The sequence below is a fragment of the Leisingera aquaemixtae genome, from assembly GCF_006740765.1.
Classification (GTDB): domain Bacteria; phylum Pseudomonadota; class Alphaproteobacteria; order Rhodobacterales; family Rhodobacteraceae; genus Leisingera; species Leisingera aquaemixtae.
Genome location: NZ_CP041159.1, coordinates 2,639,839 through 2,654,802, shown reverse-complemented (window position 1 = coordinate 2,654,802; position 14,964 = coordinate 2,639,839). Strand labels below are relative to the sequence as shown.

The window sequence follows — 14,964 nt, the reverse complement described above, 5'->3', positions numbered from 1 at the left end:
GCGCCGCAGGCCGGATGCAGAACAGCGCGCGCTGTTTGAAGCTTGGAGAAGAGACAGAAAAAGGCGCCCCCTGGGGGAGCGCCTTTTTTGAACAGGGGCCTTTGGGGAAGCGGTTACAGGTGATCCTGCTGCGGCATCCCCAGCACGTGGAAGCCGCCGTCCACCCGGATAACCTCGCCCGTGGTGCAGGCGCCGGCGTCGGATGCCAGGTACACGGCAGTGCCGCCCACCGCCTCCAGCGTCGCGTTATCGCGCAGCGGCGCGTTCTGGGCGGTGTGCTTGAAGGTCTTGCGCGCACCGCCGATAGCCGCACCCGCCAGGGTCTTCATCGGCCCGGGCGAGATCGCGTTCACCCGGATGCCTTCCGGGCCCAGATCGTTGGCCAAATAGCGGGTCGCCGATTCCAGCGCCGCCTTGGCCACGCCCATCACGTTGTAGTTCGGCACAACCCGGTTCGACCCCTGATAGGTCAGGGTCAAGAGGGTGCCGCCGTTGTCCTTCATCAGCGGGTAGGCGCGGCGCGCCACCTCGATGAAGGAATAGGCGGAGATATCCATCGAGTTCTTGAAGTTGGCGCGGGTGGTGTTCAGGAACCGCCCGGTCAGCTCCGACTTGTCCGAATAGGCAATCGCATGCACCACGAAGTCGATCGTGGGCCAGCGTGCCGACAGCTGTTCGAACGCGGCGTCCAGCGAGACGTCGTCGGTCACATCCACGTCGACCATGAAATCCGAGCCGACGCTTTGGGCCAGCGGCTCCAGCCGCTTGCCGAAGGCCTCGCCCTGATAGGTAAAGGCCAGCTCGGCCCCGGCGTCCGCCATGGCCTTGGCAATGCCCCAGGCGATGGAGCGGTCGTTGGCAACGCCCATGATCAGGCCGCGCTTGCCGGTCAGAAGTCCCGCCATCGTCACTTATCCCTTGTACTTGCTCAGAACCATCGAGCCATTGGTACCGCCAAAGCCGAAGCTGTTGGTCATCACCGAGTCGAGGCCGGCGTTTTCCACCATGCTGGTGGCAATCTCGCCCGGCAGGATGCCTTCGGCGAGGGTGTCGACGTTGATCGACGGCGTGATGAAGTCGTTGTCCAGCATCAGGAGGCAGAAGATTGCCTCCAGCGCGCCGGCAGCGCCCTGGGCGTGGCCGGTCATCGACTTGGTGGAGGAAATCGGCGGCACCTTGCCCTCGCCGAACACCCGGCGCGCGGCTTCAACCTCGCCGACATCGCCGACCGGGGTCGAGGTGCCGTGTGCGTTAATGTAATCCACCTTGCGGCCTTCGGGCAGGGTGGCCAGCGCCAGCCGCATTGCCCGCTCGCCGCCCTCGCCGGAGGGCGCCACCATGTCATGGCCGTCAGAGGTTGCAGCGAAGCCGGTCACCTCGGCATAGATCTTGGCGCCGCGGGCCTTGGCGTGCTCCAGCTCTTCCAGCACCACGATGCCGCCGCCGCCGGAGATCACGAACCCGTCGCGGTCCTTGTCGAAGGCGCGGGAGGCTTTTTCCGGCGCGTCGTTCTTCTTGGAGGACATCGCCCCCATCGCATCGAACAGGCAGCTCAGCGTCCAGTCCAACTCCTCGCCGCCACCCGCGAACATCACATCCTGCTTGCCCATCATGATCTGCTCGGCCGCATTGCCGATGCAGTGCAGCGAGGTGGAGCAGGCCGAGGTGATCGAGTAGTTGATGCCCTTGATCTTGAACGCGGTCGCCAGGTTGGCCGAGATGGTCGAGGACATGCACTTCGGCACCGCAAACGGGCCGATGCGTTTGGTTGCGCCGGTCTTCAGCACCGTCTGATGCGCCGCCAGCATGGCCGAGGTGGACGGGCCGCCGGACCCGGCCACCAGACCAGTGCGCTCGTTCACCACGTGATCTTCGCTGAGGCCCGCATCGGCAATCGCCTGGCTCATGGCGATATGGGCATAGGCCGCACCGGGGCCCATGAAACGCAGGGCGCGCTTGTCCACATGCTCAGCCACATCAATCTTGAGCGTGCCGGCCACTTGGCTGCGGAAACCGTGCTCGGCCATTTCCGGGCTGGCAACGATGCCGGACTTACCGGCTTTCAGCGAGGCTGTGACTTCTTCGGCATTGTTCCCGATGGAGGAGACAATCCCCAGACCGGTGACGACGACGCGGCGCATGTGCGTACTCCTGTTCCTGTGACTCTTGTCCTGCCGGAAAGCCTGTCAGCTCTCGGACAGGGCCACTTTCATATCTTTGACCTGATAGATCACGTCCCCGTCGGCCTCGACAATGCCGTCGGCGACACCCATGGTCAGGCGGCGGGTTTGCACCGCCTTGGTGAAGTTGACGCGGTAGGTCAGCATCTTGCGGTCCGGGCGCACCATGCCGGTGAGCTTCACCTCACCCACACCCAGCGCATAGCCGCGGCCCTTCCAGCCGCGCCAGCCCAGGTTGAAGCCGGTCAGCTGCCACAGGCCATCCAGGCCAAGGCAGCCGGGCATGATCGGGTTGCCCGGGAAATGGCAGTCAAAAAACCACAGGTCCGGGGTGATGTCGAACTCTGCAATCACATGGCCTTTGCCATGCTCGCCGCCGTCGCCGGAAATCTCGGTGATGCGGTCCATCATCAGCATCGGCGGCGCAGGCAGCTGGGCGTTGCCCGGCCCAAACAGCTCGCCCCGCGCGCATTTCAGCAAATCGTTCTTGTCAAAGCTGCTGGGGTAATCGGCCATTCGGGCGTCTCTCCTGCCTGGGGTTCGGGTCTATATATCTGGCTCCCTGTAGCACCGCGCGAAAGGGTCCTGCAAGGGGACCCCGCGTCACTTCCTGCGCTGAATGTGCCACAGACGCACCGGAAAGGGGAGTTCAGCTGCGAATGAATTTCATTTGAAAAACCTTGGGTGTTGCTCCTATATATACGGTCAGCAACGCGATGCAGGACCTGCTCATGACGCCAAACAGCGAAGAAGTGGCCACACGCTGGCTGACAGAGGCCGGGCTGAGACCCACCCGGCAGCGGGTTGCGCTTGCCGAATTGCTGGTCGGCGACGGCAAGCACCGCCATATCACCGCCGAAAGCCTGTTCGAGTCGGCCAAGAAAAAGGGTGCCGCGGTGTCGCTGGCGACCGTCTACAACACCCTGCGCGCGTTCTGCGATGCGGGCGTGCTGCAGGAGATACCGCTCGATGGGTCTAAAAGCTATTTCGACACAAACACCCACGACCACCCGCATTTCTTCTGGGAGGACGAGGGCCGGGTCAGCGATGCGCCCGCTCAGGATCTGGTGATTCACAAGCTGCCGGAAGCGCCGGAAGGGATGGAGATCGCCTCAGTCGATGTGGTGATCCGCCTGCGCAAGGTCTGACCGGCGGCCGCTCAGCGCTTTGCGGAGAATTTCATGTGCTTTGAAGGCCGGGGATGCCTCCGGCATTCCTGTGTGGGCTGCCAGAATCACCGGCTCCTGCGCCGCCGCATCCTTGACCGGCACCGCGCACAGGGCTTTGCCGTCATAGCTGATTCCGCCGGGCGGCAGGCTGTAGCTGATCCCCACGCCCTCGCCATTGGCAGCCAGGCTGCGCAGCAGCTCCAGCGTCTCCGCCCGGTGCGCAATCCGCGGCACCAGTCCCTGCATCTTGAACAGACCCAGCATGTGCTGCACCGACAGCCCTTCCTGCGACAGCACCAGCGGGTGCTGCGACAGCTCCGCCAGCGAGAGGCCGCGACGCTGTGCCAGCGGATGCTCCGGCGGCACCAGCGCATGCGGCGCGATCCTGTCCAGCTCGGCCCGGCTGAAAGCCGCATCCAGCCCCAGGTCATAGGTGATGGCCAGATCCGCCGCGCCTGTGCTCAGCGCGGAAATCAACGGGTCAAAGCCGCAGGCACGGTGGCTGACCTCCACATCGGGCAGGGCCGCGCGCAGGGCCTTCAGGGCAGGGGCCAGCAAAAACGGGGCCAAGTCGGAGAAGCAGACCAGCGTCAGCTTGTGCATGGCACCGGCGTTTCTGGAGTTTTCCAGCCGCGCCGCCCGATCCAGCAGCGCCTGCGCCTGCCCGGCAAACCGCCGCCCCTGCGGCGTCAGCGCCAGCGCCGCGCCGCGCCTGCGCAGGAACAGCACATGGCCCAGGTGCTCCTCGATCCGGCTCAACGCCGCCGAAAGCGCGGGCTGGCTTACATGAACGGCATCCGCCGCCGCCGACAGGCTGCCGTGCCGGGCGACGGCGCAGACGTATTCGTAATGGCGCAGGGTCAGGTATAACATGTGCCGAAGGGTATCTTAAAAAGATATGATTTGAAACTATACCTGTGCCGCGGCAGGAATGGCGCATCGGATTTGCATCATTCAGCAGCGGAGACAGCAATGGTCCACCCCCTCATCACCCCGGAACATGTGGCGCAGTTCCAGCGCGACGGCGTGGTCCTGATCCGCGGCCTGTTCGCAGATCAAGCCGAGCTGCTGCGTGCAGGCGTTGCGGCCAATATGGAAAACCCCGGGCCTTATGCGTCGGACAACGAAAAGGCCGGGCAGACCGGCCGGTTCTTTGATGACTACTGCAACTGGACCCGCATTCCCGAATTCCAGCAAGCGATTGAAGAATCCCCGGTTGCCGAAGTCGCCGCCGACCTGATGCAATCCCAGTCAGTGCAAATGTTCCATGACCATGTGCTGGTCAAGGAGCCGGGCACCTCGATGGCCACTCCCTGGCATCAGGACGGCCCCTATTATTTTGTCGAGGGGCAGCAGACCATCAGCTTCTGGTCGCCGCTGGATGAGGTGAAAGAGGCCACCCTGCGCTGCGTGGCCGGCTCCCACAAATGGGAGAAGGAAGTGCTGCCGACCCGCTGGGTATCGGAGGAGGATTTCTTTCCGGACGAGGGCCAGTACATGCCCGTCCCGGATCCGGATGCCGAAGGCATGACGGTGCTGGAATACCCGATGCAGCCGGGCGATGCGGTGGCCTTCAACTACAAGACCCTGCACGGCGCCCGCGGCAATACCTCGGCCTCGCGCCGCCGCGCGTTTTCGCTGCGGCTGGTGGGCGATGACGCGCGCTATGTCGAGCGGCCGGGCCGCACCTCGCCGCCGTTTCCGGGCCACGGTATGCAGCCCGGCCAGCGCCTGCGCGAAGACTGGTTTCCGATCTTGCTGCAGCGGTAAAGGGAAGGGGGCGTTGCCCCCTCGGCCTGGCGGCCTTCACCCCCAGAGTATTTGGGGAAAGATGAAGGCCGTAAAAGTCTATTTTTTCAGGTCGCGGCGGATGCCCATGTTTTCGGCGTTGGAGAAGGAGCAGGTCTTGCAGATGCCGAACTGCTTCAGGAAGCCGCGCTTGCGGGCGCGGGCGGCCTCGTCCGAGCGGTAGGCGGCCAGGAAGCCGTCCTCCTCCACATTGGGCAGCTGAATCACCTGGTCATAGTCGATGCAGCACAGGCCCAGATCGCCGTTCCAGAACACCACGGATTGGAACAGCGGCACCGTGCACAGCGCGTGGCTGGTGTGGCGCGGGTGGCGGCGCAGTTTCTTCTGGCGCGGCAGGAAGTGGGCGAACTCGCGTTTCTGATCGGCAGAGGTGTAAGAGCCGATCGAGAAGGTCTTGAACCGCACCCGGTCAAAACCCGCCTCCCGCGCCCAGGCTTCCATTTCGTCCATCTGCGGCTCAGAGTAGCTGGTCAGCAGCGTCTGCAGCACGGTGATTGGGGTTTTGAAGCCCAGGTCTTTCTTGATGCTGAGGAATTCCTCGATGCTTGCCTTGACGTTATCGAAGTCGGAATTGACCCGGTAAGCCTCCTGCGCCTCCTTGGAGAACCCGTCCATGCAGAGGTTCACCCGTGCGAGCCCGGAGCGGATCAGCCGCTCGCTCATCTCCGGCGTCAGGCGGGTGGCGTTGGTGGACAAGTAGGTGTCGTGGCCGTTTTCATGGGCATAGGCGATGAAATCGGGCAGGTCCTTGTGCAGCGTCGGCTCACCCGAGAAGCTGAAGTAGATCGCGGGTTTTTCCGGCTGATCCTTGAAATCGTCGATGATCTTGCGGAACACATGCGGTTTCATCATCCCGCGCTTGCGGCTCATCGCAAAGGTGACGGGGCAGACCGGGCAGCGCAGGTTGCAGCTGTTGGTGGCGTCGATGATGATGATCTTGGGCGGGCGGCGGAAAAAGGCCAGCGGCAGCAGCCGGGCCATCAGATGCAGCGCCCGCTCATGCAGCCCGGGCGGCTTGGCGGGAAGGTCTGGCTGCGCGGTGTCCGGACGGAGGTCCGGCGCGGGGGCTTGATCTTTCATGCGAGGATCTCCGCAGGGGCTGGCAGAACCTACCTTAAGGCTCAGGGAGTGGCAGGCAACCTTTTGTCGCGTCACGGTTTGTGAGCATTACGTGAGCTGCTGCAGCGCGCCGTCCGTCGGAGCGGTGCCTTGGGAGGGGGACGCCGGACCGGCAGCGGCCTGATCTGAATGCGCACCAGAAGACGTGCGGCCCATTGTGCGCAGATTAGTCAGTGGATTGAAAGGCGGCAAAGGGCGCACCTGCTGGCGTCCTGGGGAAATCCGCTTGAACGCAGCTGGACGGACTTCAAGGCAGCGCGGCGCAGCTGCCTGCAGCTGGAGGCAAACGCCGCTATCCGCGGAGGGGGCTGCCTCCCCCTGATCCCGTTCGGGCTCCAGCGCCGCCGGCATCCGGGCGCTGCCCGTCAATGTCCTGACAGTTCGGGGTGTGCCCGTTCCGGACCGACGCTCAGGCCACGGGGCGACCGACGCGCGGTCAGCGCCGTTTGTTCCAACCTTCCGCAAAGCGGCGGATGGCTGTTGTCCGCCGCGATATCCCCGCTATCCGTCGCGCCCAGGCTCATTCGGATTGCTGGAGAAAAGTGCGATCTTGTTGCCTTGGGGGTCGCGAAGATAGCCGGCGTAGAAGTGCGGTCCGTAATCGTCGCAAAAGCCCGGCTGACCCTCGCCGGAACCGCCTGCGAGAAGCGCGGCGGCGTGAAGATCGCGCACCTGCTTTTGGCTGCGCGCCTCGAACGCGGCCATAGAGCCGTTGCCGGCCGAGGCCGGGCGACCATCGAAAGAGGGTTTAACGTAAAAGTCCGGCTGCACGGGGGGTGACCCGGTTTGACCGGCAGGCTGAAACTCAGTCCCGCAGGCCCCTCCTTCAGCTGATAACCAAGGGCGGGCAGGAACGCAGAATAAAACCGTTTCGCGCGCGCGATATCATCCGCACCGACTGTGATATAGGCAATCATGCTTTGCGGTTTTTTCCGGAAGGCCGGTCATTGCAGTGAAGCTTCTGCAATATTGCAGGCTTGCGCAGGATTCGTCACTGCAAACGGCCCCTTCCTAATCGTTAGAAGCGGGCCTTGTTGCGCATACGGTGAAAGATCACGTCGTCCCGCAGGGCTGATCCGCAAGCACGTGGCATAGCAGGGAGGTTTATGGCGCTGGTTGCCGAAGGAACAGCAATGCGTATGCCAAATACAGTTGAGCTACACGATGCATTTCATGAAGATTTGGTGGACCCAACTGGTGAAAGTTCGAACCGTTTCTTCGGCGAAATGCTATTGTGGTCCGAAGATCCGACACTGACAGCTGAGTTCGATTGAGCGGTATATATCACCACGATTAGCGAGCCATTTTGAGCGAGGTAAAGCCGTCGCCAATATAGACCGATAAGAAATGGCTTCGGGCCCCAAATAGAGCTCTTGGGCCCGAAGCTTTCCTGAATAGCTTTGTGCTAAATTTATGTACGCCGATGCGCCAGCTTGATTTTTCGTAAAGCCGCCTGAAGATCCCGAATATGACGCCGAAGTCCTTGGAAGGACTTCCACCGTTCAGCCAGTCGCCTTAACTGCTCTCGTGGCTGATCGAAGATTAGGTGCTCCGACGTATCGATGCGCATAGCCAAATCTCCATACTCTGGTTTGAGCTCGTTCAATGCTTCGACAATTCCCTCAGCCATGAGATCCAGCGCATCTTCGTCATTGACGGCCAACGGCTCCCCATCCTTCAGCCGTTGCAACAACTGCGGTAAAAGGGCTTGCAACCGTTTGCCCGGATATATGCCGACCTCTTCCCACTCTTCCGCCAGCCATCGGCCCTGTTTGATAGATGACAGTACCGCGTGCTCGAGCTGCCCATTGATGTCTTGCGCCATGCGAAATCTCCTTTGCTTTGGCGTATCTGAAGTTTGAGGTCTCAATGCCTCTCAAGAAGCCGGGATGGGCAGGAACACCCCAGCTTTGGGAATTCACACGGGCACAGCCGAGTATGCCTCGTGCCTCTCTGACAGGATTGGCTGGAGCAAATCGTCGAGTTGATCCGACAGCAGGCAAATCTCTTCCACGATAGGTGAGGCTGGATCAATCTCAGCAAAAAGCGCGGCCTCGATACGGTCCATGTCGTGGACATTTTCCAGGGTCAGCACCTTCTGAAGCTTTACCAGGTTTGTCTTCATGCGGCGCGTGATGCTGGGTTGAATTGTCAGATCATCCAACAGCGCATGAACACAGCGGAGCGCAGGTTGGCCGCCGAGCAGCACCGCAGCGTTCTGCAGGGCCTCTGATTGGTTCTGAAAGAAGTCTTTCAGATCTGACCTGCCCCCCGCGAAATCCCTCACCATGATGTAGAGTCTGCCCAACCTATGTAGGAGCAGACGAATGCGTAAGAGCCGTTACACCGAGGCGCAAATCATCGGGATGATCAAAGAGCAGGAAGCCGGGATGCCGACGGCGGAGGTGTGCCGCCGGCATGGGCTGAGCCCGGCGACCTTTTACAAGCTGAAGTCCAAGTATGGCGGCATGGAGGTATCGGAGGCGGCGCGGCTGAAAGCGCTGGAAGATGAGAATGCCAAGCTGAAGCGGCTGCTGGCAGACACGATGCTCGACAATGTGGTTCTGAAAGACCTGCTGGGAAAAAGCTGACGGCACCGAAGGAGCGGCGAGAGGCAGCGCTCACTGCGATGCGGGATCATGGCATCTCGCAGCGCAGGGCCTGCCGGCTTGTCGGTGTCGACCCCAAGACGGTCCGGCGCAAACGCCCGCCCGACCATCCCGAGATCCGCCAGGAGATGAAAGAGATCGCTGGCAAACGCCGCCGGTTCGGCTACCGGCGGATCGGCGTGCTGCTTGAGCGAAAAGGCATGATCATGAACCACAAAAAGCTTTACCGCCTCTACCGGGAGGAGGGTCTTGCAGTGAAACGGCGGCGGGGCCGCAAACGCGCCCGGGGCTCGAGAACGCCGATGCCCGAAGCCACACAGCCCAACCAGCGCTGGTCCCTGGATTTCCTGGCAGACAGCTTCGGCGCGGCGCGGAAGTTTCGCATCCTGGCCGTGAATGACGACTGCTGCCGGGAAAACCTGTGCCTGGCGGCAGACACCAGCATTTCAGGAGAGCGCGTTGCCCGGGAGCTGGACGCGCTCGTCCGGATCTACGGAAAACCCGCTTGCATTGTCAGCGACAACGGGACGGAATTCACCAGCCAGGCAATCCTGAAATGGGCCGACAGGAACGGGGTGGATTGGCATTACATCGACCCCGGAAAACCGCAGCAGAATGCCTTTATCGAGTCATTCAACGGCAGCCTGCGGGACGAGCTTCTCAATGAAGAGCTGTTCGATACCCTGGACGATGCCCGCCGCAAGCTGGCGCTGTGGCGCTACGATTACAACAACGTCAGGCCGCATTCTTCGCTGGGGAACAGAACGCCAATGCAAGCGCGGCAGGCGCTTGAGCTATTTGAGGGCTCCGCGCCTGCCGCGCTTGCCAAGCCCGAGACCGACGATTACCAAAACCAAACCCGCAGACTCTCCTCATGAACGAGGGACCAGCGGGGGGCAGGTCACGCGCAATATGCTCGGGAGAAAAATGCCGAACAGGTCGTCGATCGTATGACGGCCCGCCTGCAGATGGGCTATTGGCACTTTAAGCCGCCAATCGGTTACAAGAGAAAAAAGGTCAAAGGCCATGGGAAAATGTTTGTTCCCGATGAACCTTACGCCAGTATCGTCAAGGAAGCTCTCGAAGGCTACGCGGTTGGGAGGTTTCAAACCCCTGCTGAGGTTTCAAGTTTTCTTAGGGGGCATCCGTTGATGCAGCCAAAGATCCAGGGCAAAAAGTACCCGTTCAAGGACCCAGTGTCTCTACTAACCAATCGGATCTATACGGGCTTCTTTGAGTATCCCAAATGGGAGGTTCGGTTCATGCGCGGTCAACATGAACCTCTGATTTCCATGGAAATGTACAACCGAATTCAAGACAGGTTGTCTGGCCGGGCCATATCTCCGATCAGGAAGGACATCAAATACGATTTTCCGCTAAGGGGGTTCCTGCAGTGTGACTCTTGCGGTCACCATCTTACGGCGGCGTGGTCAAAGGGTCGGTCAAAAATGTATGGCTACTACGCTTGTCATAACAAAGCGTGCCCCGACAGACGTAAGTCTATCCGCAAGGAAAAGGTGGAGGGGGAATTTTCCGAGGCGTTGAAACAGCTGGAGCCGTCTCAAGAGGTGTTGGATGTCGCAAGGTGCATGTTGAAGGATATCTGGGACAACCGCCAAGGGCAGGTGGCTCAGTCCCAAAAGGAAATTGAAAACCAGATTGCTGAACTGGAGCGCGACAGTGAAGCAATGTTGGACAGAATTATCTCTGCGAGCGACACAAGAGTTATCGAAGCGTATGAAAAGCGCTTGGCCAAGCAGACGATGAAGCAGGAAGAGCTCAAGCGGAAGTTGGAGGACTTCGAAGTTCCGCAAAGGAATTTTGAGGAGATGTTCGAACCGGTCGCCGAAATCCTGTCAAGGCCTTGGAAAGTATGGAAAAATAGTGACTGCAGGGGTAAGAAGGCGCTGCTTAGAATGCTGTTTGTTCAGGAAGCAAGTTACTCGTCTAAAGCAGGGCTTCGAACCGGCGAATTGTCGTTTCCATTCAAAGTCTTAAGTGACAGATATTCTCTGAATGAAGTTTTGGTGGAGCCTAGGGGAGTCGAACCCCTGACCTCTTGCATGCCATGCAAGCGCTCTCCCAACTGAGCTAAGGCCCCAAACCTGTCCGCTTTTCAGTGTCCGTTCCGTTGCCGGTGCGGCCCGTCTTGCGGTGTGAGCGTCGTTTACGGGACGGCGGCGCGGGCTGCAAGCGGAAAATGCGCCGGTGTCTGATTTTTTTCCGCCCCTCCCCGGAGCGCGGTCCGGGGAAGGCCAAACGCTTCCCCGAACAGCTTGAATTGCCTCAGGAATCGTCGTCCGGCGACGACATGTCGGCAATATCGTCCAGCGAGACGTTGTCGTCATCATCGTCATCATCCAGGACATCATCGCCCAGATCGACATCAACGTCGTCGTCATCATCCAGGACCACGTCATCCGTGTCCATGTTCTCTTTGGCCTTCAGGGTTGCCGCGTCTTCGGCATCCGCCTCGATCATCCGGGTCTTACCGGTATCCAGCTCCACGACCTCGCCGGTGTAGGGGCTGACGATCGGGTTCTTGTTCAGGTCATAAAAGCGCTTTCCAGTGGTAGGGCAGACGCGCTTTACACCCCATTCTTCCTTGGGCATGTGGATCCCCTTGATTTACTGGTGAGTCGTATCGACGATTCCGGTGCCTTGCCATATGAGGGGGGGCACTGTCAAAGCCTTTGCCTGGAAGGGGGCGTGCATGGCCGATTATCACCTGCCCGGAGATCCGCCGGTGCCGCTGACCCTGCGCCGGTCGGGGCGGGCGCGGCGGATTAGCCTGCGGATTTCCTCGCTCGACGGGCGGGTGACGCTGACCCTGCCCAAAAGCCTGCCGGAACGCGCCGCGCTGGCCTTCGCCGAGGAAAAGGCCGACTGGATCCGCGGCCATCTGCAAAAGCACCCCGAGGCGGTGCAGGCGGAGTTTGGCGCGCTGCTGCCAATCGACGGCCAGGACCGGGTGGTCGAGCGTGCCAAAGGGCGGCGGATCCAGCTGGAGGCGGGGCGGATTGCTGTGCCGGGGGACCGCCCGGCACGGCCGCTGCAGCGCTACCTGAAGGAGCTGGCGCGCAACCGTCTGGCAGAGGCCTCCGATTTCTATGCCGCGCGGCTCGGTAAGGGCTACAGCCGCTTGACCCTGCGCGACACCCGTTCGCGCTGGGGCTCCTGCACGGCGGACGGCGCGCTGATGTATTCCTGGCGGCTGATCCTGGCACCGCCTGCGGTGCTGCGCTACGTGGCCGCCCATGAGGTCGCGCATCTTGCGGAAATGAACCACTCGCAGGCGTTCTGGGACACGGTGGAGCGGATCCACGGGCGCTGGCAAGCCCCCCGCGCCTGGCTGCGGGAAAACGGCGCCAGCCTGCACCGCTACCGGTTCGGCGAATGAACGCAGTGCTTTGCGGGCCGGGCCGCGCGGGCTAAGCTCGCATCATGTTTCCGTTCCCAGTTGCCCCGGTTCCTGAGGCCAGCCCGTGTCAGACAAACCGCAAAGACGCCTTGCTGCCATCTTCGTGCTGGATATCGCCGGCTTCAGCCGCCTGATGGCCGAGGATGACGCCGGCACGCTGAACCAGGTTCTGGCGCAGCAGCAAAGCCTGATCGCCCCGGCGATCCGCGGCCGTCAGGGCCGGATCGTCAAGCTGATGGGCGACGGGGTGCTGGCCATCTTTCCCAGTGTGATCTCGGCGGTGGAGGCCGCGGCGGAGGTGCAGGCCGGCGCCGCCCGCAACCGTCATCTGCAACTGCGGATCGGCATTACCCTGGGCGAGGTGCTGATTGCCCAGGGCGATGTCTACGGCGATGACGTCAATATCGCCGCCCGGCTGGAGGCGCTGGCACCGCTGGGCGGGGTGGCGCTGTCGGCTGCGGCTTACGCGCAGGTGCAGGGCCGCATCCCCTATGCGTTTGAGGATCTGGGCCTGCATGAGGTCAAGAACATTCCGCAGCCGGTGCATGTCTATGTGCTGGGGCAGGAGCTGACCTCGCTGCCTTGCCTGCGCAGCAGACCGCCGCCGCCCAAACCCAGGGCTGCCAGACCGCACAAGGCCATGCGGCCCGCGGTGCTGGTTCTGGCAGGGAGCCTCGCGGCCGCCGCCGCTGCGGCCGGCCTCTGGGGCTGGCAGCAGGCGGCGCAGCAGAACAGCGCCGCGGCGGTGGCGCCCGGCAGCCCGGCTGCCGCCGCCTTCGAGGGCCGCCCGGTGATCGCTGTCCTGCCCTTCACCGCAGGCCAGCTGCAGCCCGCTGTTGCCCGTATGCTGTCAGAGGAGGTGATCCGCAGCCTGGCGCCGGCCGGGGGGATCCGCGTCATCGCACCGGGCAGCACCCGCGCCGCCGAGGGCCTGCTGCCCGCCGAAGCGGCCGCCCTTCTGGACGCGGATTTTGTGGTCACCGGCCATCTGCCGGGCCGTCTGCAGGATGGGGTCAGGCTGGAGATCCTCCAGGCCGGCACCGGGGCGGAGCCGCTCAGCATCCTGCCGCCGCAGCCGCAGGATGCGGTCTCCGGGCTTGCCCCGGCGCTGGCGGCCAGTGTTGTCCGGTATTTCGGCAAGGCGCTGCCGGAACTTGCCCCCTCGGGCGCTACCGTAGATGACGCCGTCTTGCAGCTCTTCACAGCCCGCAGCCTGATGCAGCAGGGCGACCGCAGCGGCGCCAAGCAGGCCCTGCACCGGGCACTGCAGCTGGCACCGGACTGGCCGGAGGCGCAGGCGCTTGCCGCGCTGTGGCACCTGGACCCGCTGTCCGGCTCGCTGGCGGGTCTGCCGCAGCGTGCTGCTGAGGCCGCACAGATGACCGCGGGCTTGCCGCAAGGGGCCGCCGTGCTGCAGCTGCGGGCGCTGGCGGCGCAATTCGCGGGCCAATCCGCCGAGGCGTTGCAACGCGCCGAAACCCTGGCGGAGGACTACCCCAATGACGCTTCGGGCCAGCTGACGCGCGCCTGGCTGCTGCATCTGGCGGGGCAGGGCGGTGCGGCGCAGAAGGTGTTGGATCAGCTCCGCCGCCTTGACCCGGTCCCGCAGCCGGCCGTTCTGACCGTGCAGGCCGCCATCCGGCTGGCTGCCGGGCAGGAGGCGGAGGCTGCCGCCGCTGCCGCCGAAGCCCTGGCGCTGGTGCCCGAGGCTCAGCATGCACTGGTTCTGCATTGTGCCAGCCTGGCCGCCCTCGGCAGCTTCGAGGAGGCAGCAGCGGCCTGCGGCAGGCTTGCCGGCGCGCCGCTGACGCTGGATCAGGCAGCCGCAGGCTTTCCCTACACGGCGCAGGCGCCGCTGCGGCGGCTGCGCACCGGTCTCAGCCTGGCCGGGCTGTCCGGCCGCCCCTGACCGGTTGCACGGTTACAGGGTGCGTCACTGCGCGCGGAACTGTCCGCTTGACCGGGGCGTGGTTTGTGATCACATGAGGGCATGAATCTGACTGCCCGCTCCTCCCAGGATGCCGCCTCTGCCTCCGTTCCGGCGCATGACCGTGTCTACCGGTCCTTGCGAACCCGCATCATGCACGGCGAAATCACACCCGGTGCCGCGCTCACCCTGCGTGGCATCGGCCGCGAGTTCGAGGTCTCGATGACGCCCGCGCGCGAAGCGGTGCGGCGGCTGGCTGCCGAAGGCGCGCTGTTCCTGTCCTCCTCGGGCCGGGTGTCGACGCCGGAACTCAGCAACGAGCGGATCGAGGAGCTCGCCGCCCTGCGGGCCCTGCTGGAGGTGGAGCTGGCCAGCCGCGCCCTGCCGCGCGCCCATATCGCCCTGATCGACCGGCTGCAGATGATCAACACAACGGTGGCCGAAATGGTCTCCAAACGCGATGCGGTCGGCTACATCCGCACCAACCTGGAGTTTCACCGCACCCTCTACCTGCGCGCCCAGGCGCCGGCGATGCTGGCGATGGCGGAAACCGTCTGGCTGCAGCTTGGCCCCACCATGCGGGCGCTGTACGGCCGCTTGCGCCGCACCGACCCGCCGCAAAACCACCGGCTGATCATCGCGGCGCTCAAGGCAGGGGATGAGCCGGGCCTGCGGCTGGCCGTGCGCTCCGATGTGACCCAGGGATTGCGGCTGCTGGCGGGCTAGCCGC

General features: G+C 63.1%; 15 protein-coding genes, 1 tRNA gene and 2 pseudogenes. 8 read left to right on the top strand and 10 right to left on the bottom strand.

From position 1 onward, the window contains the following. Positions 1 to 113: 113 nt before the first annotated feature. From R2C4_RS14665 to fabA, 3 genes are read right to left on the bottom strand one after another with little or no spacing between them, the layout of a single operon-like run. Positions 114 to 905, bottom strand: coding sequence for an enoyl-ACP reductase FabI (locus R2C4_RS14665; protein WP_141891210.1), 792 nt, complete (start codon positions 903 to 905; stop codon positions 114 to 116). Between the two features lie 6 nt (positions 906 to 911). Continuing rightward, positions 912 to 2,141 carry a beta-ketoacyl-ACP synthase I gene (gene fabB / locus R2C4_RS14660; protein WP_141891209.1) on the bottom strand — a complete coding sequence of 410 codons (1,230 nt, stop codon included), beginning with the start codon at positions 2,139 to 2,141 and terminating at the stop codon, positions 912 to 914. 45 nt (positions 2,142 to 2,186) lie between these two features. Further along, positions 2,187 to 2,696, bottom strand: a complete 510-nt coding sequence (gene fabA / locus R2C4_RS14655; protein ID WP_058285019.1) for a bifunctional 3-hydroxydecanoyl-ACP dehydratase/trans-2-decenoyl-ACP isomerase — start codon at positions 2,694 to 2,696, stop codon at positions 2,187 to 2,189. 215 nt (positions 2,697 to 2,911) lie between these two features. Here fabA and irrA point away from each other — a divergent pair, with 215 nt between their 5' ends. Next, a complete protein-coding gene (gene irrA, locus R2C4_RS14650) occupies positions 2,912 to 3,328 on the top strand; it encodes an iron response transcriptional regulator IrrA (RefSeq protein ID WP_058285244.1) in 417 nt (138 codons plus the stop codon). Here the strand turns inward: irrA and R2C4_RS14645 are convergent. Further along, the gene (locus R2C4_RS14645) at positions 3,293 to 4,222 is read right to left on the bottom strand and encodes a LysR family transcriptional regulator (RefSeq protein WP_141891208.1); all 930 of its coding nucleotides are present in this window, start codon (positions 4,220 to 4,222) and stop codon (positions 3,293 to 3,295) included. The genes irrA and R2C4_RS14645 overlap by 36 nt on opposite strands. A 99-nt stretch (positions 4,223 to 4,321) precedes the next feature. Here R2C4_RS14645 and R2C4_RS14640 point away from each other — a divergent pair, with 99 nt between their 5' ends. Next, the gene (locus R2C4_RS14640; RefSeq protein WP_141891207.1) at positions 4,322 to 5,119 is read left to right on the top strand and encodes a phytanoyl-CoA dioxygenase family protein; all 798 of its coding nucleotides are present in this window, start codon (positions 4,322 to 4,324) and stop codon (positions 5,117 to 5,119) included. A 78-nt stretch (positions 5,120 to 5,197) separates the two neighbouring features. Here R2C4_RS14640 and R2C4_RS14635 read toward each other — a convergent pair whose 3' ends face one another. Beyond that, on the bottom strand, positions 5,198 to 6,238 hold the full coding sequence (locus R2C4_RS14635; RefSeq protein WP_058285022.1) for a radical SAM/SPASM domain-containing protein: 1,041 nt from the start codon (positions 6,236 to 6,238) through the stop codon (positions 5,198 to 5,200). 540 nt (positions 6,239 to 6,778) lie between these two features. After that, a pseudogene (locus R2C4_RS14630) lies at positions 6,779 to 7,194 on the bottom strand (VOC family protein). A 189-nt stretch (positions 7,195 to 7,383) separates the two neighbouring features. Here R2C4_RS14630 and R2C4_RS21265 point away from each other — a divergent pair. Continuing rightward, positions 7,384 to 7,551 carry a hypothetical protein gene (locus R2C4_RS21265; RefSeq protein WP_167510263.1) on the top strand — a complete coding sequence of 56 codons (168 nt, stop codon included), beginning with the start codon at positions 7,384 to 7,386 and terminating at the stop codon, positions 7,549 to 7,551. Positions 7,552 to 7,688: 137 nt separating this feature from the next. Here R2C4_RS21265 and R2C4_RS14625 read toward each other — a convergent pair whose 3' ends face one another. Continuing rightward, entirely contained in the window at positions 7,689 to 8,102 is a 414-nt protein-coding gene (locus tag R2C4_RS14625; RefSeq protein ID WP_141891206.1) for a hypothetical protein, read from the bottom strand. A 93-nt stretch (positions 8,103 to 8,195) separates the two neighbouring features. Then, a complete protein-coding gene (locus tag R2C4_RS14620; RefSeq protein WP_141891205.1) occupies positions 8,196 to 8,567 on the bottom strand; it encodes a hypothetical protein in 372 nt (123 codons plus the stop codon). Positions 8,568 to 8,604: 37 nt separating this feature from the next. Here R2C4_RS14620 and R2C4_RS14615 point away from each other — a divergent pair. Together R2C4_RS14615 and R2C4_RS21560 are read left to right on the top strand one after the other, a co-directional pair. After that, positions 8,605 to 9,764 (top strand): IS3 family transposase gene (locus tag R2C4_RS14615; protein WP_141889259.1). Its coding sequence is split into 2 segments (ribosomal slippage): positions 8,605 to 8,863 and positions 8,863 to 9,764, totalling 1,161 coding nucleotides; the frame shifts between segments, so codons are not numbered across the junction. Between the two features lie 72 nt (positions 9,765 to 9,836). Continuing rightward, positions 9,837 to 10,373 (top strand): annotated as a pseudogene (locus R2C4_RS21560) (recombinase family protein); the annotation flags it as partial. 538 nt (positions 10,374 to 10,911) lie between these two features. Here R2C4_RS21560 and R2C4_RS14610 read toward each other — a convergent pair. Both R2C4_RS14610 and R2C4_RS14605 read right to left on the bottom strand, forming a co-directional pair. After that, positions 10,912 to 10,987: transfer RNA gene (locus R2C4_RS14610), tRNA-Ala, on the bottom strand. 185 nt (positions 10,988 to 11,172) lie between these two features. Continuing rightward, a complete protein-coding gene (locus tag R2C4_RS14605) occupies positions 11,173 to 11,499 on the bottom strand; it encodes a TIGR02300 family protein (RefSeq protein WP_058285024.1) in 327 nt (108 codons plus the stop codon). A gap of 100 nt (positions 11,500 to 11,599) precedes the next feature. Here R2C4_RS14605 and R2C4_RS14600 point away from each other — a divergent pair, with 100 nt between their 5' ends. The 3 genes from R2C4_RS14600 (at position 11,600) to R2C4_RS14590 (ending at position 14,960) form a co-directional block, all read left to right on the top strand. Next, on the top strand, positions 11,600 to 12,286 hold the full coding sequence (locus R2C4_RS14600) for a M48 family metallopeptidase (RefSeq protein WP_141891204.1): 687 nt from the start codon (positions 11,600 to 11,602) through the stop codon (positions 12,284 to 12,286). An 85-nt stretch (positions 12,287 to 12,371) separates the two neighbouring features. Further along, positions 12,372 to 14,216 (top strand): adenylate/guanylate cyclase domain-containing protein, encoded by a 1,845-nt coding sequence (locus R2C4_RS14595; RefSeq protein ID WP_141891203.1) that lies wholly within the window; start codon positions 12,372 to 12,374, stop codon positions 14,214 to 14,216. 81 nt (positions 14,217 to 14,297) lie between these two features. Next, on the top strand, positions 14,298 to 14,960 hold the full coding sequence (locus tag R2C4_RS14590) for a GntR family transcriptional regulator (protein ID WP_008556941.1): 663 nt from the start codon (positions 14,298 to 14,300) through the stop codon (positions 14,958 to 14,960). Positions 14,961 to 14,964 lie beyond the last annotated feature (4 nt).